This window comes from Marinobacter sp. LV10MA510-1 (assembly GCF_002563885.1).
Taxonomy (GTDB): Bacteria; Pseudomonadota; Gammaproteobacteria; order Pseudomonadales; family Oleiphilaceae; genus Marinobacter.
In genome coordinates this window covers 3,732,910-3,751,070 of record NZ_PDJA01000001.1, presented here as the reverse complement: position 1 = coordinate 3,751,070, position 18,161 = coordinate 3,732,910, and the positions used below count along the sequence as shown (strand labels likewise).

The window sequence follows — 18,161 nt, the reverse complement described above, 5'->3', positions numbered from 1 at the left end:
ACCAGCCATGTTGATACTGGAAGATGTACACACCCACTATGGCAAAATCGAAGCCCTGCACGGCGTATCGGTTGAAATAAATGAGGGCGAAATTGTGTCGCTGATCGGCGCCAACGGCGCCGGCAAAACCACACTGCTGATGACCGTTTGCGGCAGCCCCCAGGCCAGTGCTGGCCGGGTGGTGCTGGAAGGCCGCGACATCACCAAAGAACCGACCTCGCAAATCATGCGCTCCGGCATTGCGATAGTGCCCGAAGGCCGGCGTATTTTTTCCGGACTAACGGTGAAAGAAAATCTGCACATGGGTGGTTTTTTCAACACCAAATCAGAAATTCGCAAAAGCCAGGAGCACGTTTACGAACTTTTCCCGCGCCTGAAAGAGCGGGAAAGCCAGCGCGCCGGCACCATGTCTGGCGGCGAGCAGCAAATGCTGGCCATTGGCCGCGCGCTCATGAGCAAACCGCGTTTGATCATTCTGGACGAGCCGTCCCTGGGCCTGGCTCCGCTGATTATCAAACAGATTTTCGAGATTATAGGCAAACTGCGCGATGACGGCATGACGGTATTTTTGGTAGAACAGAACGCCCACCAGGCGCTGAATTTAGCCGACCGCGGTTACGTACTGGAAACCGGGCGCATTCGCCTGCATGACACAGGTGCAAACCTGCTGGTGAATCCGCAAGTGCGGGAAGCGTATCTGGGCGGGTGAATGGATGTTTTACCGCTTTTAGCGATTGTTTATTGCATTTTGGAAAGTTAATCGTCAGTATGCAAAAAATTTAATATCTAACACGGAATTTAAATGAAAAAACTATCTTTTATTCTAATGGCGCTGATTCTGAGTTCTGGCTGCAGCACAGTCATTAAAGGGACGAATCAGCCAGTAACGTTCCAGAGCGAACCAAATGGTGCCGCAATATTCATAGATGGCGAACGCATTGGATCTACTCCAATGACCATTCGTTTAACTAAAAACAAAAAAAGTAGTGTAATGATCACAAAAGATGGCTACAAAACTGTTAGTCGTGACCTAACTAAAGAATACGACCCTGTGAGCCTGCTAAACATTTTTTGGGATCTTAGCACTACTGACATGATTACTGGCGCAGCTTTTGAATATGAGCCTAACGCTTATTTCTTTGAGCTTGATCCAGAAAGCTAGACCCACTACATGATAAAAAAGCTTGTATTCTTGACATTAATTCTCGGTGCAAGCTTTTCTGTCTACCCTAATGAAAGTGTATTTTATAAGTGGAAAACCTTTGCATATCTAAATTTTGAAACACTTAAACGTGATAGCGCCATAAGTGAACAACAAGGATCAAAAATAAAAGCGCTAAAAGAATTACTTTGTATTGACAAATCGTTAGCAGTTTGTCCTATTGAAAAATTAATTCACGAAAGCCAGACCCGCCAAGAGCTAGTTAATGCAATCGACGACTGGAGTATCAAAAACTCTAATTTTAATCTTAAATAGATTTTTTTTATTCTATTCCATCTTAATATTTCAACCTGCATATTCAAACGAAAAACTTGATATCTTATTCAATAAAATATCATCTACGGAATTCGTAGAGATATCTCGTCTACTTTATCTTCTCGACGAACAGAAGAGGAAGCCCAAAAGCTTTTACCTCTCAACAGAGATCACTCTTTACTCTGAATTAGAGGCTATGCTTAGCCAAAATACACCTGACAATCGCTGCCGATTTCCTGCAAGGTACAGCTGGTTAAAAAAGGTCACACAATTAAATCGGAAATTCAGTGTAGATCATTGTTTTAACGAGAAATCTGCAAACCCTCTTAAGTCAAATCAGCTAGAGGTGTCTCTTATTTTTGCAAGTGCCACCAACCAAACGCCTATGTCTTTCTTTGGCCATATTTTTATAAATTATGAGTTTGGAATTGGTGACCCATACTTTAGTCATACATTTTCTTTTACTGCTGACACGCAAAGTAGCCAATCCTCTATTGAAACAATACGCCAAGGGATAAATGGTGGTTTCCAAGGACGGTACCGCGAGGATGTTTTTCACCCAATCATTGAAAAATATACAAAAGTTGAGTCTAGACAGCTTATTTCTGTGAACCTTAATTTATCGAGAAATGAGGCAACAAGCCTGTACTTTCACCTAATCGAATTGAAAAATATCACGTATCCATATAAATTTTTTTCAACGAACTGTTCCACTGAAATTTATGAAGCCCTTTATGCTTCCTACATATTAAAAACGAGAAAGCCAGGGTTTAAAATATATCCAATAGACACTTTAAAAAGCGCTATAAAGACTATCACACCAGAAATAATGGAAGCGACAATATATTACTCAGACGAGGAAACGAAAAACAGCGAAAGAATTATAAAAAAAATAGAAAACAGCTTGAATCTTTACCCTAGAAAATTCGGCATCGAATACGTTTCAGGAAAAGATAGATCCGCAAGAAAGATAACTTTGCGCCCAGGCTACAATTCCATAGACTCGCCAAACAATAGCAGATTGTCAAATGGAAACTCGCTAATTTTTTTTGAAACTTCATTAATAAAAACTAAAAATTCATTCAAACTTCAAGAAATAAAACCGTTGGAAATTGAATCTTTAAAAGCGAAAAATATTATCAATTACATAAATACATCTTGGTCAATTGGTTCAACTTTTAAGCGAGACTTAAACGGCCAAGGATCTTTGTCCGATTTGAGCTGGGGATCATTTGGTCTATCTTTTGCCACACCTAATTTAATACTATCAGCGCAGCCTAATATAAAAACCTCAGCAAAAGAATCAAACACTAAACTATCGATCGAAAGCAAAATTTATCTTACTTATGGTCCGATACTCTTATCTATGACACACAACCCTAAAAATTCGTTAAAAACTGAAGCCAAAAAGCCCTTAAAAATCGACCTCAAATACAAGATAGACAAACGATTACAATTAGAAATACAAAGAAATGTCAGAGCTGATACTTTTCATGCTGGAATTTCTGTGTTTTTTTGAACTGAAAATACGCCACTGGCTGATGCAAAAAGTGTTTTTGAGAATTTACTTTACTGGCAATTCTACTAAGCTAATGTCTGCGTTAACTTAAAATACGATATGACGAGGGACTTGCAATGAAGATAAAATTTTTATTGGCTAGTGTAATATTTTTTGGCACATCATCGATAGCTGTCGCACAGCCTGGTTGCGGCGTAGGTGCTATGGTATGGAAAGGACAGTCTGGGGTTGTTCCGCACGTTGCCGCTGCAACAACGAATTTCGCAGCGTTTCAGACTGTAAGCATGACTCTTGGCATTGCTGGTTGCAGTACGAATGAAAGGGTTCAATCAATGGCCATGCTCATTGACGCTCGAGGCTCCGCAATTGCGGCTGACATTTCTCGCGGCGAAGGTGAGAACTTGGAAGCAATGGCAGTTGCATTAAAGATTCCGCACAACGAGCGCGCAGCTTTTTATGCAGTCCTACGTAAAAACTTTTCAACGATCTTCCCGTCGTCAGATGTTCATACTGGCGACACTGTTAGAGCCATTGTCGCTCTGCTCGAGAGCGACGCTACTTTGAGCAAATACGTTGCATCCTAATCTCCCCAGATTAGACGGAACTATCGCGGTATCAGTGCGCCAGTAATGGCGCACTTTTTTCTAGACACAATGGATTCTGTGATCTCCCATGGGCCAATCGCTTCATTCTAGAGCAGCTGCAGCCATATTAATGTTCCTCTTACAGCCAGCCTTAGCTGACACAGTCACTGCACCGCCTAGGCTACACTTGTCGTCAGAGTGGATGGCCTTGGGGCACTACCACCAGAAAAATTCAGCCCAAGGCTTTAAAAGCCAGGCAGACGACAACGCTTTTTTTCTTAGTGCTGATGGAAAAACCTCCCCACGGGCAGAACTGGCAGCAACCTTGGTGGCTATTCAGCAACCGGGGAACGGAGACGAACATACACGCTGCAAATTTCCGGCGCGCTCCCAATGGCTCGAGAAAGAGCTAAATCTGAACTTGCCATCAGCTAACTGCCCTGCATTTCGTCAATGGCAAAGCGAGCTCAACACACAAACTGTTACGCTAGTTTTTGCGGCATCTTATCTGAACAGTCCTGCTTCGATGTTTGGCCACACATTTCTCCGGCTCGATCCTCCCCGGGACGATCACAAAACAAACTTGTTGTTAACCAGCACCATTTCTTACGCTGCCGATGCCGACCCTAAGGACGGCGGACTAATGTTTACTTACCGCGGCATTTCAGGCGGCTACACAGGAGTTACCACGGTTCAGCCCTACTACCAAAAAATCCGTCTATACTCGGACATTGAACATCGGGATTTATGGGAGTATCAGCTAAACCTGACGCAAAGCGAGGTCGACAGAATGACCGCCCACGCCTGGGAGATTCAGGACAAAAACTTTGACTATTACTTTTTCGACGAGAACTGCGCTTACCGCCTGCTGGCACTGATTGATGTGGCGCGGCCGGGCACCGACCTGCTGCACGAGGTCAACACGCACGCCATTCCCTCAGATACAGTGCGCTGGGTTATCGACAAAAATCTGATCGACAATGTGGAGTATCGCGCCTCTGCCGCCACGGCTGTCAGCCACTCGCTGGATTCTCTGAGCTCACAACAACAGCTTATAGCTTCCGCACTGGCCAATGGTTACTTGCAACCCGACAGCCCGGAACTGACGGCGCTAAACGAGACCGATCGCGCTGCCGTGCTGGACGCTACCTACGATTACGTGCGCTACCAAAGCGAGGCGGGCGGCTGGCCAAGGGAGCTGGCCGCACCTCTATCCCATTCTTTATTGCGCGAGCGCAGCACGCTGAACGCCGGCTATCCGCCACCGCCACCAGAACCCGCCGTGCGCGACGACCAGGGCCATGACACCTTTCGCCTTAGCTTGGGCGGCGGGCGCACAGAAGTTGGCGGTTCGAGTCGCAGTTTCAGCCAGCTGACATTCCGCCCCGCCTATCACGACCTGCTTGACCCACCCGAAGGTTATCGCCCAGGCGCGCAGCTTCAGTTTTTACGGCTGGACGCCCGCTATTACACGGATAACGACGAACTACAGCTGGAAAAATTGACCGCTGTGGAGATACGCTCTATCAGCTCCCGAAATCGCTTTTTTACGCCGCTTTCGTGGCAGGTCAGCTTTGGTGGCCGACGCACGGATACGGGTCGTGAAAGAGTTCTGGCGCCCTATCTGGACGGCGGTGCCGGCGGCAGCTGGCGTATTGCTAGCAATACGCAGGCGTTTGCGCTGGCAACGGCGGATCTGGAAATTGATGACGACTTAGGGCGCGGCTACGATGCAGCACCCGGCGCTGATCTGGGACTTCTGCACCAGACACCCCGCTTTAGCCTGTTGGCCGGGGTGAAAACCAAAGCCTGGATTATCAGCAGCCAACACCGTCAAGACCAGCTCTACAGCAAAGCCAGCTGGCACCTTGGCCGCGAATTCAGCGTGTTCGCCGAGTTCAATCGTGAAGACCACTTCAACAGGATGCAAAACACATGGCAAGCCGGTTTGCACGCTTACTTTTAAGTAAAAAGGAATATGAGGGCTACGTAGAACGCAGTAAAAAAATCGTTAAAAAAAGAGCTGGCTTCAAAAAAGAAGGCGGGTCCTGGACAACTATAAAGCAGAAATTGAATATTAGAAAAGCCTGGAGTTCCTTATTAAAATTAAGGGAAGCCAATGCTACGTGTGGTCGTTTTATGCAGTTTTTCTCATTTTACATCGCCACAACAGCTGAACTGGAGCGTGAAGCCTACAAAATACGCCATCAGGTTTACTGCGAGGAACTGGGATGGGAGGCTCTGCGCGAATCCGGCGAAGAGACAGACGAATTTGACACTCACGCTGCCTACTGCCTTGTCAGACACAGGTCGAGCAATGTGTTTGCGGGCACAGTACGTATTGTTAATAGTACAGAAGAGAACAGAGAAGCATTACCCATTGAGAAGTACTGCCTGGACACAATTACGGATCTTGCCTATTCACCGACCAACTTCCCCAGAGAGGACATCTGTGAGTTTTCAAGACTGGCCGTGCCGTCATCATTCCGCCGGCGTCAAACGGACAAATTTCCAGGCGCCGCCACGGGCAGCATCAATGTAGTGCAATATTCTAAAAATGAATTACGCTGCTTCTCATTTATTGCCATTGGCTTGTATTTTTCTGTCGCTTCACTGGCCATGAAGCTGGGTAAAAAACACGCCTACGTAATGATGGAGCCGCGGCTGGCCAGAAATATGGGCTTTGTGGGTATCAGGTTCAGACAAATAGGACCTGTCGTTGACTATCATGGCCGGCGAGCGCCCTATTATATCAATGCCGAACTTTTGCACGCGCACCTGGCTAGGGGTTTCAGGATGATGTTAAAAACATCAAACACTCTACTGATCAATAGTAGACGCATTATTTCCAAGTGGAGGAATTCTTTTGACACAAGACTTGCACTTACTATTAACTTCAAATGGATTTGATAATTTTCAAAACTGTGAAGTATTCAACCAAAATCAGGCAAACACGCTTTACAACAAGGGTACTGAATCTATATCGCGAAATCTCTACGGTGCGATAAAGGTTAAAAAAATTGAGGTAATCAGTGAGTTATTTCAGTTAGCGAATAGGCTCTCGACAGACGGGCAAACTAAGATCGTTTTTTATCCCATATCGACTGGAAATAATTGGGGATATGGCACGTCCCTGCCCAATTTATCCAGCGGAAATTCGGTCATCCTCGATTTGTCGCTACTGAACAACATTGAAATGGTCAACGAGTACTTGGGCTTGGTCAGGATTGAACCCGGCGTCACTCAAGGCCAGCTCAGTGACTATTTCGAGAAAAATAATCTTCCGTTCATGGTACCGGTTACTGGAGCAGGCGCGTCCTGCTCGATTCTGGCAAACGCTCTGGAGAGGGGTTATGGAATAACACCCCATCAGGACCATTTTGCAGCACTTACCGATCTCAAAGCTATATTGCCGAACGGGCAGCATTATCAATCACCACTGAGTCAGTTATCGTCTGAAGCGGGCCAGGCCGATCTGGTGAATCAGACTTATAAATGGAATGTTGGCCCCTACCTCGATGGCCTTTTTACACAATCAGGACTTGGCGTTGTCTATCAAGCCACCATTCGCTTAAAACGAATTCCCGCCGGATTTGATTCATTTTATATTGATTATAAAAATGACGACGACGTTAGAGTTGCAATAGAATTTATTAAAAGTACGCTGGAAAAGTTTGAGGGCATTGTTGGCTCGATAAATCTGATGGATCGACTTCGCATTATTTCAATGTTGAAGCCAAATCCAAATAAAGACACAGGTAATCTATTAAGCAGCGAACAGATAGAAACGATCACAAAAAAGGAAATGGTGGCTGCCTGGACCATTGTGGGTTCAATATACGGTGAGCCCAGTGTTGTTAAACAAGTCAAAAAGCTCATAAAAAAAGCCGCCAAACCCCATGCCCATCACATAATATTTTCGGGTGATGTAAAAATTAAGATCGCAAAATCAGTGTTTGGGAAAATGCCCGCGTGGTTTCTACCAGCGATTCAGGACAAGTTAAAGTCGCTCGCTGCCAGCATTGAGATTATGCGCGGAAGGCCCAATGAGATCGCCAAACCTCTATGCTATTGGCGAACCACTGTTCCTGAACAACAGTCGGCTATTAAGGATCCTGCAAAGGACAAATGCGGGCTGTTATGGTATGCACCCCTTATCCCCATGTCTCCGGATAGTGTTATCAGGTACACACAACATGTGCGTACAGTCTGCAGGAAACACAACATCGACCCTTTGATCACCTTCACAAATTTACGCCATGACTTGATAGATAGCACCGTTCCAATTTTATTCAGCCAGTCTTCTGAGCTGTCGGTCAGTAATGCGCACTCGTGTTTAGACGAGCTGGTAAAAGAGGGAATCAGCTTAGGTTACATTCCGTATCGGTTAAATATTGAGCAGCAGTTGCGATGGTTTGATGGCCATCTTCAGTCCGACCAGATAATGCAAAAAATATACAAAGCTTTTGATGAGAATGGAATCAATCAAATTGGTCGATATGGGAAATAACATGCGAGCTCTGTGTGGCCTGCTGATTGCTACTTTCGCGTTAAGCGGTTGCAGTGGCCTGTTCTTTTTCCCGGACCAGACCACTTACATTACCCCAGACCGGCTAAATCTGGAATACAGTAACGCCTTCATCAATACCCCAGACGGCGAAGTGTTACACGGCTGGTGGTTACCAGCGGTGACTCTACAAAGTGCTGGCAGCGACGCAGAGGCGAATAACGCCAAAGGCACGGTTTACTACTTACACGGGAACGCTCAGAACATCAGCAGCCACATTATGAACGTGGCCTGGCTGCCGGCCGAAGGTTACAACGTCTTCGCGCTGGATTACCGCGGCTATGGCCGCTCAACCGGTGCACCGGATATTGAAGGCGCCCTGCACGACGTAGAAAGCGGAATGCGCTGGCTAATCCAGCAGCCACACACTCAAGGCAAACCCATCTTCTTACTGGGTCAAAGCTTGGGCGGCGCCCTGGCCATCCCCTTGGCCGCCGAGTGGCAGCAGCGTAACGAACAACCGCCCCTGAATGGCGTGATCCTCGACGGCGCCTTCGCTGGCTTTCGTGCCATTGCCCGCGACAAACTCGCCAGCTTCTGGCTCACCTGGCCGCTTCAGGCCCCTCTAAGCTGGACCATTCCTGACGACTACGAAGGCGCAGACTACATCGGCCGTATAAGCCCTACACCGCTACTGATGATTCACAGCGTGCGCGATGGCATTATCCCTTTTGCCAACGGCGAAACCCTGTACCAGGCGGCGAGAGAGCCAAAGAAGTTTCTGCAAACCGACACGCCCCACACGGCGACTTTCGCGCTGCCGGAATACCAAAAGAGCCTGATTGATTTTCTGAAGACGAAGGGATCAGCGACGGACTGAGTAGAACCGGGGACAGACCAAGCAAAGTCGGGGACGGACTGAGCAGAGCCGGGGACAGACTTGAAGTCTGTCCCCAAGTTGAGCAAAGAGTAAGACGGAGGACAGACTTGAAGTCTGTCCCCAAGTTGAGCAAAGAGTAAGACGGAGGACAGACTTGAAGTCTGTCCCCACACCATCGAACTATCAGGCAGAAAGGTCAGTCGGCTTCTCGCCTTCTTTTACTTCCTTCATAGACAGCTTAACGCGGCCACGGTTGTCTACATCCAGCACTTTGACCAGAACTTCCTGGCCTTCTTTCAGCTCATCAGTCACGTTTTCAATGCGACGGTCAGAAATCTGAGAGATGTGCACCAGGCCATCTTTGCCCGGCAGAATGTTTACAAACGCGCCGAAGTCGACGATGCGCTCAACGCGACCCTGGTAGATAGCACCCACTTCGATTTCAGCGGTAATTTCCATTACCCGCTTAACCGCAGCCTGTGCCGCTTCCATGTTGTCGGCGTAGATTTTCACGTTGCCGTCGTCGTCCAGATCAATAGACGCACCGGTCTCATCACAGATAGAACGGATGGTAGAACCGCCCTTGCCGATCACGTCACGGATTTTCTCCGGATTGATCTTGATGGTAGTGATGCTAGGCGCACGTGATGACAGCTCAGTACGCGAAGCCGCAATCACCTTGTTCATCTCGCCAAGGATATGCTGGCGAGCGCCATAGGCCTGCTCCAGAGCCAGTTCCATGATCTCGTCGGTGATGCCGTTGATCTTGATGTCCATCTGCAGCGCGGTGATACCTTCTTTGGTACCGGCTACTTTGAAGTCCATATCGCCAAGGTGATCTTCATCGCCCAGGATGTCGGTCAGGATGGCGAACTTATCGCCCTCTTTAACCAGACCCATGGCAATACCGGCCACGGCAGACTTGATAGGCACGCCTGCGTCCATCAGTGCCAGACTGGAACCACACACCGATGCCATAGAGCTGGAACCGTTGGATTCGGTGATTTCAGACACCGCACGAATGGTGTACGGGAACTCTTCAACCGTTGGCATTACCGCCAGAAGGCCACGCTTGGCCAGGCGTCCGTGACCAATTTCACGACGGCCGGGGCCCATCATACGGCCCGCTTCACCAACAGAGTACGGAGGGAAGTTATAGTGGAACAGGAACGGGTCTTTGCTTTCCCCTTCCAAGGCATCGATGATCTGCATGTCGCGCGACGTGCCCAGCGTAGTAGTCACGATGGCCTGGGTTTCGCCACGGGTGAACAGCGCAGAGCCGTGAGCACCCGGCAGAATACCCACTTCGATTTTGATCGGGCGCACGGTTTTAGTGTCACGACCGTCAATACGCGGCTTGCCATCAATAACTTGCTGGCGAACAACGTGCTTTTCGGTCTTACCGAAGCACTTTTTAACGTCTTCAGCGGAGTGCTTGCCTTCTTCGTCACCGGCCAATTTTGCAACGGCCGCGGCTTTGATCTCGCCCAGCCGTGCGTAACGGTCCATCTTATCGCGGATGCTGTAAGCCTCTGCGATAGCGTCAGCAAAGTCAGCCTTGATGGCGCCCATCAGTTCGGCGTTTACAGCTTCAGCCTGCCATGCCCAGCGGGGCTTGCCAATTTCAGCGGCAAATTCTTTAATGGCGCTAACGGCAGTCTGCATTTCCTGGTGGGCAAACAGCACGGCGCCCAGCATCTGGTCTTCAGTCAGGCTTTTGGCTTGGGATTCCACCATCAGCACGGCGTCTTCGGTGCCGGCAACAATCATGTCCAGCAGCGAGGTTGAACGCTCTTCGTGAGTCGGGTTCAGGAAGTAGCCACGCTCGTTGGTAAAGCCAACGCGGGAGGCACCAATGGGGCCTTCAAACGGAATGCCAGAAATAGCCAGGGCTGCAGAAGCCGCCAGCATAGCGGCAATGTCAGGATCCTGAGTCTTGTTGGCTGACATAACGGTCAGCACAACCTGGACTTCGTTCATGAAGCCATTGGGAAACAGCGGACGAATCGGACGGTCGATCAGGCGTGACGTCAGCGTCTCTTTTTCGGTAGGACGCGCTTCACGCTTGAAGAAACCACCGGGAATCTTGCCCACAGAGTAGGTTTTTTCGGTGTAGTTAACGGTCAGCGGGAAAAAGCCCTGACCAGGCTTGGCTTCTTTAGCTCCGACAACGGTGCCCAGCACAGAAATATCGTCGATGGTTACGAGTACGGCACCGGTGGCCTGGCGAGCGATACGGCCAGTTTCCAAAGTAACGGTTTTGCCACCAAGTTCGAACGTTTTAGTTACGGGATTAAGTTCCACAAAAAACTCCTGAATATCTTTCCGATTGATTCAGTTACTCACCCATGTGGGTAACTGCTGTTCTGCGCCAGATAAAAAAACACAACCGGCGAAAGCGCTCTTGCAAGCGCCGCCGCCGGTTGGTTAGCCAGAGCAAATAACCATGCCCCGGCTCTCAGGCCGTCGAAACAGATTAGCGACGCAGACCCAAACGCTTGATCAGCTCAAGGTAACGATCAGCATTCTTGCCTTTCAGATAGTCCAGCAGCTTACGACGCTGGTTTACCATACGGATCAGACCGCGGCGTGAATGGTGGTCTTGCTTGTTGATCTTGAAGTGACCCTGCAGCTTGTCGATGTTAGCGCTAAGCAGTGCCACCTGAACTTCAGGGGAACCGGTATCGCTTTCAGCCTGCTGGTAATCTTTAACAATCTGAGCTTTCTCGTTGGCAGAAAGTGCCATAAACCACCTCAATATATTGCGATGCTTAAGAGTACAGCCGAACCGCGCATCTCTACAGCTCGGCTAAACGACTCGCCTAACGGCGGTCGTCGGTTTTTACCAAACGCTTGGGTACCAACTGGGTGCCCTCGCTGTCCGGGAATGCTTCTGCCAGCCCAACAAAGTCTTGATTGCCATAAACGCGCACGTAACCCTGTTCAAGCTGCTCTTCTATTCTAACTGCTTGGCCATTCAATATCGACACCAGCACCGGCCCGCTCAGACGATACTCGGGAAACATGCTGAGTGCCGCATCTGGCGCTACCAGCAAGCCGTCCAGGCTTTCATCACGCTCGCGCATGGCTTCCATACCCGGTACGTCGTGGGCGTCGGCTAATGTGAAGCCTGCAGCCAGGGTACGGCGCAGTGCAATTACATGGGCACCACAGCCAATCACTTCGCCGATGTCTTCCACCAGTGAGCGGATGTAGGTGCCCTTTGTGCACTTAACCGCAATGTCCATTTCGTTGTCGCGAATAGCCAGTAACTGCAACTCGTAAATGGTGACCGGGCGGGCGGGGCGCTCAATTTCAATGCCCTCACGGGCGTATTCATACAGCGGGCGGCCCTTGTGCTTGAGCGCCGAATACATAGAAGGCACCTGCTGGATATCGCCACGAAAGCGGTCCAGCAAGGGCTCTAAAATGTCAGCGTTCAGGCCTTCCGGCACGGGTCGGGTTTCTACCACAGAGCCTTCGCTATCACCGGTTTCGGTGCGTTCACCCAAGCGGGCGGTAGCGATATAGGCTTTGTCGCTGTCGAGCATGGTCTGCGAGAACTTGGTGGCCTCGCCAAAGCACAGTGGCAATACGCCGGTGGCCAGCGGATCTAAGGCTCCGGTATGGCCGGCTTTGGCAGCCCCATACAAACGCTTAACCTGCTGCAAAATGCCATTAGAGGTTAAACCCTGGGGCTTGTCGATCACCAAAATGCCACTAACGTCGCGGCCTTTGTGTCTGCGGCTCACGCGTTAGGCTCCGGGTTGTTGTCATCATCACTTACCGCGGGCTGGTCACCCACGGCTTTGCGAATCAGGCCATCCAGGCGGCGGCTGTAACCCTGCAGTTCATCAAAGTGAAAGCGCAGAAGAGGCACCACGCGAAGCTTCATCGCACGGCCAACCTGGCCACGCAGAAACCCGGATGCCTTGTTCAGTACCGCCAGAGATTCTTTCACCTCTGGCGACTCTGCGCCCAACTCTTCAGTGGTCAGCAAGGACACGTAAATGTCGGCGTAACCCAGATCGCGGCTTACCTTAACGGCATTGACCGTAATCATGCCCACCCGCGGGTCTTTAATCTCCCGCTGGATGAGCTGAGCCAATTCGCGTTGCATCTGATCGCCTATGCGATCAATACGACTGAATTCTCTAGCCATTACGCCCCCGTGGATTCAAGCTTGCGCTCGACCCGAATCCGATCGAATACTTCGATCTGATCGCCCACTTTCACGTCATAGCCTTTCACACCAATACCGCATTCCATGCCGTTACGTACTTCTGGCACGTCGTCTTTGAAGCGGCGCAGGGATTCCAGCTCGCCTTCAAAGATCACTACGTTGTCACGCAGTACGCGAATCGGTTTGTTACGGTACACGTTGCCTTCAGTCACCATGCAACCGGCCACCTGGCCAAACTTCGGCGAACGGAACACGTCGCGTACGTCGGCAATGCCGATGATGTCTTCGCGGAATTCCGGCGCCAGCATGCCAGTCAGAGCCGCTTTCACGTCATCCAACAGGTTGTAGATAATGCTGTAGTAACGCAGATCCAGGCCTTCCTGTTCTACCAGGCGCTTGGCGGCGTTGTCGGCGCGAACGTTAAAGCCAAAGATCACGGCACTGGTAGCCACGGCCAGGCTGATGTCGGTTTCGGCTATGCCGCCCACACCGGAAGATACAATCTTCACCTGTACTTCTTCGTTGCCCAGATCCTGCAGCGAACGGGTAATGGCTTCCAGCGAACCACGAACGTCGGTTTTCAATACCACGTTCAGGGTTTTCACCTGGTCTTTGCCCATATTCTCGAACAGGTTTTCCAGTTTGGCTGCCTGCTGACGCTGTAAACGCTGCTCGCGCTCACGAACGTGGCGGAACTCAGCCAGCTCTTTGGCCTTGCGCTCGTCGGCTACAACGAAGAATTCGTCGCCAGCGTTGGGCGTGCCATTCAAGCCCAGAACCTCTACCGGAATAGAAGGGCCTGCATCTTTAACCTGCTTGCCCGCTTCGTCGGTCATTGCGCGCACTTTCCCGAAGAAAGAACCTGCAACAACCATATCGCCCTGGCGCAGAGTACCGTTCTGAACCAGTACGGTAGCCACTGAACCGCGGCCACGCTCAAGGCTGGATTCAACCACAACGCCTTGGGCAGGTGCAGACGGAGACGCCTGCAGCTCAAGAATTTCAGCTTGCAGCAATACCGCTTCCAGCAGATTGTCTACGCCGTCACCGGACTTAGAAGAAATCGGCACGAATTGCACATCGCCGCCCCACTCTTCCGGAATCACGTTAATGGCAGACAACTCGTTTTTGACGCGATCCAGATCGGCATTTTCTTTGTCCATCTTGGTAATAGCTACCACGATGGGCACACCGGCAGCACGAGCGTGTTCAACCGCCTCTTTGGTCTGCGGCATAACGCCGTCGTCAGACGCCACCACCAAAATCACGATGTCGGTACACTGGGCGCCGCGAGCACGCATGGCGGTAAACGCCGCGTGGCCCGGGGTATCCAGGAAAGAAACCATGCCGTGGTCGGTTTTTACGTGGTACGCACCAATGTGCTGGGTAATACCACCTGTTTCGCCAGACGCAACCTTGGTGCGGCGAATGTAATCCAGCAGCGAGGTTTTACCATGGTCAACGTGACCCATTACGCTCACAACTGGCGCGCGTTTAACTTGTTCCTGGCCTTCCTGGCTGCTGAACTCGCTCAGTACGGCCTCTTCGAAGGCGTCATCACTGATGGCTCGGGCAGTATGGCCCAGTTCGTTAACCACCAGAATCGCTGTTTCCTGCTCCAGAGGCTGGTTGATGGTGGCCATGACACCCATACCCATCAGCGTTTTGATCACGTCGGTCGCTTTCACAGCCATACGCTGTGCCAGGTCACCCACGGTGATAATCTCGGGAACTTCCACTTCTCTGACCATAGGTTTGGTCGGCCTCTCGAAGGCGTGTTGCTTCTCTTTAGGTTTCTTTTTCGAACGCAGCGGCTTACGCAACTTGGTGTCGTCATCGTCAGACGTAGCCCGTGGCGAATCCTGGGCGCGGCTGCGAGGGCCACGGTGGCCGGCCGATTTCTTCTTCGGCTTGCCGTCGTCGTTATCATCGCTACGTTCGCGAACGTTTTCTTTCTTTTTCTTCGGCTTGCGGTCTTTACCATCGCCTTCAGGCGGCGGTATCGGCATATCTTGAGGCGCTATTGCGGCCGGTTTTTCTGCCTTCGCTGCTACTGGTTCAGCCGCAACCGGCTCTGCCTTGGTTTCTTCAGCTCTGGTTTCTTCAACTTTGCTTTCGACCACAGTTTCCGGCGCTGTAACCGGTGTTTCAGCCGTTGTGATTGCTTCAACCGCTGCGGTTGCTTCAACTGAAGTAACCGGAGCTTCCACCACTGCTTCTTCCGCTGCGTCTGGCTGCGTTTCGGCGCGCTTGATATACGTGCGGCGCTTGCGAACCTCAACATTCACGGATTTGGCCTTGCCGGCTTTCAACGTGGTGGTTGTTTTGCGCTTCAAGGTGATTTTCTGAGGCTCGGCCTCACTGTCACCGTGGTTCTTGCGCAGATACGTCAGCAGCTGCTGTTTCTCGTCGCTGGAAACTGCGTCGTTCTCAGAACGCGCTTTCAGGCCTGCTTCCACAATCTGCTTCAGTAAACGATCCACGGGAGCGCCTACATCTTCGGCCAGTTGTCTTACCGTTACTTCCGCCATACTGGTCCTCCTCCCGAATTAGGCCTGGTCTTCAAACCAGGGGGCACGTGCTGTCATGATTAACTGACCTGCACGCTCTTCATTCATACCTTCAATTTCAAGCAAGTCATCAACTGACTGCTCCGCCAGATCTTCCATGGTGCGTATACCCATGCCTGCGAGCTTGAACGCCAAGCCGCGGTCTACGCCTTCCATTGCCAACAAGTCTTCAGCAGGCTCGGCACCGTCCAACGCTTCTTCGCTGGCCAGAGCCTGATTCAACAATGCGTCTTTAGCTCGCTTACGCAGCTCGGTGACCATTTCCTCATCGAAACCCTCAATCGCCAGCATTTCCTCCATCGGAATATAAGCCACTTCTTCGATCGAGCTAAAACCTTCTTCAATCAGCACGCCGGCGAATTCTTCGTCGATATCCAAGTGCTTTGTGAAGTGCTCCAGCAGGCGACCCTGTTCTTGTTCCTGGCGCTCGCCGGCTTCCTCTTCGGTCATTACGTTCAGAGTCCAGCCGGTCAGCTCGGTGGCCAAACGCACGTTCTGACCATTACGGCCAATGGCCTGAGCCAGATTGTCTGCTGCAACCGCTACGTCCATCGTATGGCGGTCTTCGTCCATCACAATAGAGGCCACTTCGGCCGGCGCCATAGCGTTGATGACCAGTTGCGCGGGATTGTCGTCCCACAGCACTATGTCAACACGCTCGCCATTCAACTCGTTAGATACGGCCTGAACCCTGGAACCGCGCATACCTACGCACGCGCCTACCGGATCAATACGGCGATCGTTGGTTTTTACCGCAATTTTTGCGCGCGAGCCGGGATCACGGGCAGCGCCACGGATCTCAATCAGCTCTTCAGCGATTTCGGGTACTTCAATACGGAACAGCTCGATCAGCATCTGCGAGTCAGAGCGGCTCAAAATCAGCTGCGGGCCGCGGTGATCTGTGCGAATTTCCAGCAGCAAGGAACGAACCCGGTCGCCCATGCGGAAAGTTTCCCGCGCAATCAGGTGTTCACGGGGCAACAGCGCTTCCGCGTTATTACCCAGGTCAACAATCACGTTGTCGCGGGTCACTTTCTTCACGGTGCCGGAAACCAGCTCACCAACGCGACTGCGATAGCTGTCTACAATCTTGGTGCGCTCGGCTTCACGCACTTTCTGAAAGATGATCTGCTTGGCCGCCTGGGCGCCAATGCGGCCAAAAGCGACCGAATCGATCTGTTCTTCGTGCATGTCGCCAGGCTGCAAGTCAGGGCTGATATCTTCAGCTTCCTGAAAGGTCAGCTCGGTACCCAGCGCTGGAACGGCGTCGTTATCGACCACCAGCCAGCGGCGAAAGGTATCGTATTCACCGGTACGGCGGTCAATCGAAACCCGGATATCAGCGTCTTCGTCTTCGAAGCGTTTTTTGGCGGCGGTGGCCAGCGCCAATTCGATGGCTTCAAAAATCACGTCTTTCTCGACACCTTTTTCGTTCGAGACGGATTCAACCACCAGCAAGATTTCTTTACTCATTGAATTACCCTGCCTTCAAAATATTCTGTGCGTCCATTTAATGTATTCGTATGCATCGCTCAAATGAAATGTCACTCAAATAGAGTGCAACTTAAAGAGGGCGTCACTCGAATACCGGAACGATGTTCGCCTTGTCGATACTGTCGAATGGCAACAGATACTCGTGGTCATCTACCACCACAATTACATCTTCGCCTTCAATACCGTTCAGCAAACCCTGGAACTTGCGCCGGCCTTCAAAGGCCATACGCAAACGAATTTGCACTTTGTGCCCGACGAACGCCTGATACTGAGCCAATTCGAACAGCGGACGATCCATTCCAGGCGATGACACTTCCAGCGTGTATTCGCTTTGTATAGGGTCTTCCACATCCATAACACTGCTGACCTGGCGACTGACTTTTTCGCAGTCTTCAATGCCGATGCCTTTTTCGACGTCGTCAATAAAAAGCCGCAACAGTGATTCGTGGCCGCGAGCGCGGAATTCAATGCCCCAGTATTCATAGCCGAGGCCTTCAACCACCGGCCGCAGAATGTCTTCCAACTGTTTGATCTTGGCTGACAAGTTACGCCATCTCCGTATTCAGAATTTGCTGACCACAAAAACAAAAAAAGGGCTGTGTATCAGCCCTTTTCATGCACCAGGACCTGATGCGCCAGGCCCCTTAGTCAAACAGCCCATAATACGGCGGCTGCTTGTTGCAAGAACTCGCAAAAAGCACGATTAAACAGCGCTTGATGCTAGCAGGCACTGTGCCTGCCGGACGCCAGCCGAACTTCGACTGCACCCAATCTGCGGCGGAGTATAGAGCCGCAGACATCACTGGTCAAGGACTGACCAAAAAAATGGCCTGGAAAACCAGGCCATTTTTTCACTGCATATGGTGCCCAAGGCCGGACTCGAACCGGCACAGCTTTCGCTACCACCCCCTCAAGATGGCGTGTCTACCAGTTCCACCACTTGGGCA

16 protein-coding genes and 1 tRNA gene are annotated in these 18,161 nt (G+C 50.7%); 9 read left to right on the top strand and 8 right to left on the bottom strand.

The window, feature by feature from the left end:
* Window positions 1-7 precede the first annotated feature (7 nt).
* From ATI45_RS18110 to ATI45_RS18075, 9 genes are all read left to right on the top strand, one after another.
* A complete protein-coding gene (locus ATI45_RS18110; RefSeq protein WP_098421013.1) occupies window positions 8-709 on the top strand; it encodes an ABC transporter ATP-binding protein in 702 nt (233 codons plus the stop codon).
* A 93-nt stretch (window positions 710-802) separates the two neighbouring features.
* Complete coding sequence (locus tag ATI45_RS18105) at window positions 803-1,162, top strand: PEGA domain-containing protein (RefSeq protein ID WP_098421012.1); 360 nt, start codon at window positions 803-805, stop codon at window positions 1,160-1,162.
* A gap of 9 nt (window positions 1,163-1,171) precedes the next feature.
* Window positions 1,172-1,477 (top strand): hypothetical protein, encoded by a 306-nt coding sequence (locus ATI45_RS22045; protein ID WP_143751184.1) that lies wholly within the window; start codon window positions 1,172-1,174, stop codon window positions 1,475-1,477.
* Between the two features lie 196 nt (window positions 1,478-1,673).
* Window positions 1,674-2,996, top strand: coding sequence for a DUF4105 domain-containing protein (locus ATI45_RS18100; RefSeq protein ID WP_179888430.1), 1,323 nt, complete (start codon window positions 1,674-1,676; stop codon window positions 2,994-2,996).
* A 116-nt stretch (window positions 2,997-3,112) separates the two neighbouring features.
* On the top strand, window positions 3,113-3,580 hold the full coding sequence (locus tag ATI45_RS18095) for a DUF3015 family protein (RefSeq protein ID WP_228736009.1): 468 nt from the start codon (window positions 3,113-3,115) through the stop codon (window positions 3,578-3,580).
* 88 nt (window positions 3,581-3,668) lie between these two features.
* A complete protein-coding gene (locus tag ATI45_RS18090; protein WP_098421010.1) occupies window positions 3,669-5,546 on the top strand; it encodes a DUF4105 domain-containing protein in 1,878 nt (625 codons plus the stop codon).
* Entirely contained in the window at window positions 5,516-6,490 is a 975-nt protein-coding gene (locus ATI45_RS18085; RefSeq protein ID WP_228736008.1) for a PEP-CTERM/exosortase system-associated acyltransferase, read from the top strand. Before ATI45_RS18090 ends, ATI45_RS18085 begins: the two co-directional genes overlap by 31 nt.
* On the top strand, window positions 6,447-8,090 hold the full coding sequence (locus ATI45_RS18080; RefSeq protein ID WP_179888429.1) for an FAD-binding oxidoreductase: 1,644 nt from the start codon (window positions 6,447-6,449) through the stop codon (window positions 8,088-8,090). The genes ATI45_RS18085 and ATI45_RS18080 overlap by 44 nt, the downstream gene beginning before the upstream one ends.
* A 1-nt stretch (window position 8,091) precedes the next feature.
* The gene (locus tag ATI45_RS18075; RefSeq protein ID WP_228706083.1) at window positions 8,092-8,967 is read left to right on the top strand and encodes an alpha/beta hydrolase; all 876 of its coding nucleotides are present in this window, start codon (window positions 8,092-8,094) and stop codon (window positions 8,965-8,967) included.
* 183 nt (window positions 8,968-9,150) lie between these two features.
* On the opposite strand, the gene pnp is transcribed toward ATI45_RS18075, so the two are convergent.
* The 8 genes from pnp to ATI45_RS18035 all read right to left on the bottom strand — a co-directional run bounded on the left by pnp (window position 9,151) and on the right by ATI45_RS18035 (window position 18,160).
* A complete protein-coding gene (pnp, locus tag ATI45_RS18070) occupies window positions 9,151-11,271 on the bottom strand; it encodes a polyribonucleotide nucleotidyltransferase (protein ID WP_098421007.1) in 2,121 nt (706 codons plus the stop codon).
* Window positions 11,272-11,443: 172 nt separating this feature from the next.
* The gene (gene rpsO / locus ATI45_RS18065; protein ID WP_098421006.1) at window positions 11,444-11,713 is read right to left on the bottom strand and encodes a 30S ribosomal protein S15; all 270 of its coding nucleotides are present in this window, start codon (window positions 11,711-11,713) and stop codon (window positions 11,444-11,446) included.
* 76 nt (window positions 11,714-11,789) lie between these two features.
* Window positions 11,790-12,719, bottom strand: coding sequence for a tRNA pseudouridine(55) synthase TruB (gene truB / locus ATI45_RS18060; RefSeq protein WP_098421005.1), 930 nt, complete (start codon window positions 12,717-12,719; stop codon window positions 11,790-11,792).
* Window positions 12,716-13,129 (bottom strand): 30S ribosome-binding factor RbfA, encoded by a 414-nt coding sequence (rbfA, locus tag ATI45_RS18055; protein ID WP_098421004.1) that lies wholly within the window; start codon window positions 13,127-13,129, stop codon window positions 12,716-12,718. Before rbfA ends, truB begins: the two co-directional genes overlap by 4 nt.
* Window positions 13,129-15,681, bottom strand: a complete 2,553-nt coding sequence (gene infB, locus ATI45_RS18050; RefSeq protein ID WP_098421003.1) for a translation initiation factor IF-2 — start codon at window positions 15,679-15,681, stop codon at window positions 13,129-13,131. The genes rbfA and infB overlap by 1 nt, the downstream gene beginning before the upstream one ends.
* Window positions 15,682-15,699: 18 nt before the next feature.
* Window positions 15,700-17,193, bottom strand: coding sequence for a transcription termination factor NusA (gene nusA / locus ATI45_RS18045; protein ID WP_098421002.1), 1,494 nt, complete (start codon window positions 17,191-17,193; stop codon window positions 15,700-15,702).
* A gap of 103 nt (window positions 17,194-17,296) precedes the next feature.
* The gene (gene rimP / locus ATI45_RS18040) at window positions 17,297-17,758 is read right to left on the bottom strand and encodes a ribosome maturation factor RimP (protein WP_098421001.1); all 462 of its coding nucleotides are present in this window, start codon (window positions 17,756-17,758) and stop codon (window positions 17,297-17,299) included.
* A 317-nt stretch (window positions 17,759-18,075) separates the two neighbouring features.
* Window positions 18,076-18,160 (bottom strand) — tRNA-Leu (locus ATI45_RS18035).
* Window position 18,161: the final 1 nt, after the last annotated feature.

Coding starts and splice junctions, on each gene's coding strand:
- ATI45_RS18110 (WP_098421013.1), top strand. CDS start 8: ATGTTGATACTGGAAGATGTACACACCCACTATGGCAAAATCGAAGCC.
- ATI45_RS18105 (WP_098421012.1), top strand. CDS start 803: ATGAAAAAACTATCTTTTATTCTAATGGCGCTGATTCTGAGTTCTGGC.
- ATI45_RS22045 (WP_143751184.1), top strand. CDS start 1,172: ATGATAAAAAAGCTTGTATTCTTGACATTAATTCTCGGTGCAAGCTTT.
- ATI45_RS18100 (WP_179888430.1), top strand. CDS start 1,674: ATGCTTAGCCAAAATACACCTGACAATCGCTGCCGATTTCCTGCAAGG.
- ATI45_RS18095 (WP_228736009.1), top strand. CDS start 3,113: ATGAAGATAAAATTTTTATTGGCTAGTGTAATATTTTTTGGCACATCA.
- ATI45_RS18090 (WP_098421010.1), top strand. CDS start 3,669: ATGGGCCAATCGCTTCATTCTAGAGCAGCTGCAGCCATATTAATGTTC.
- ATI45_RS18085 (WP_228736008.1), top strand. CDS start 5,516: ATGGCAAGCCGGTTTGCACGCTTACTTTTAAGTAAAAAGGAATATGAG.
- ATI45_RS18075 (WP_228706083.1), top strand. CDS start 8,092: ATGCGAGCTCTGTGTGGCCTGCTGATTGCTACTTTCGCGTTAAGCGGT.
- rpsO (WP_098421006.1), bottom strand. CDS start 11,713: ATGGCACTTTCTGCCAACGAGAAAGCTCAGATTGTTAAAGATTACCAG.
- rbfA (WP_098421004.1), bottom strand. CDS start 13,129: ATGGCTAGAGAATTCAGTCGTATTGATCGCATAGGCGATCAGATGCAA.
- infB (WP_098421003.1), bottom strand. CDS start 15,681: ATGGCGGAAGTAACGGTAAGACAACTGGCCGAAGATGTAGGCGCTCCC.
- nusA (WP_098421002.1), bottom strand. CDS start 17,193: ATGAGTAAAGAAATCTTGCTGGTGGTTGAATCCGTCTCGAACGAAAAA.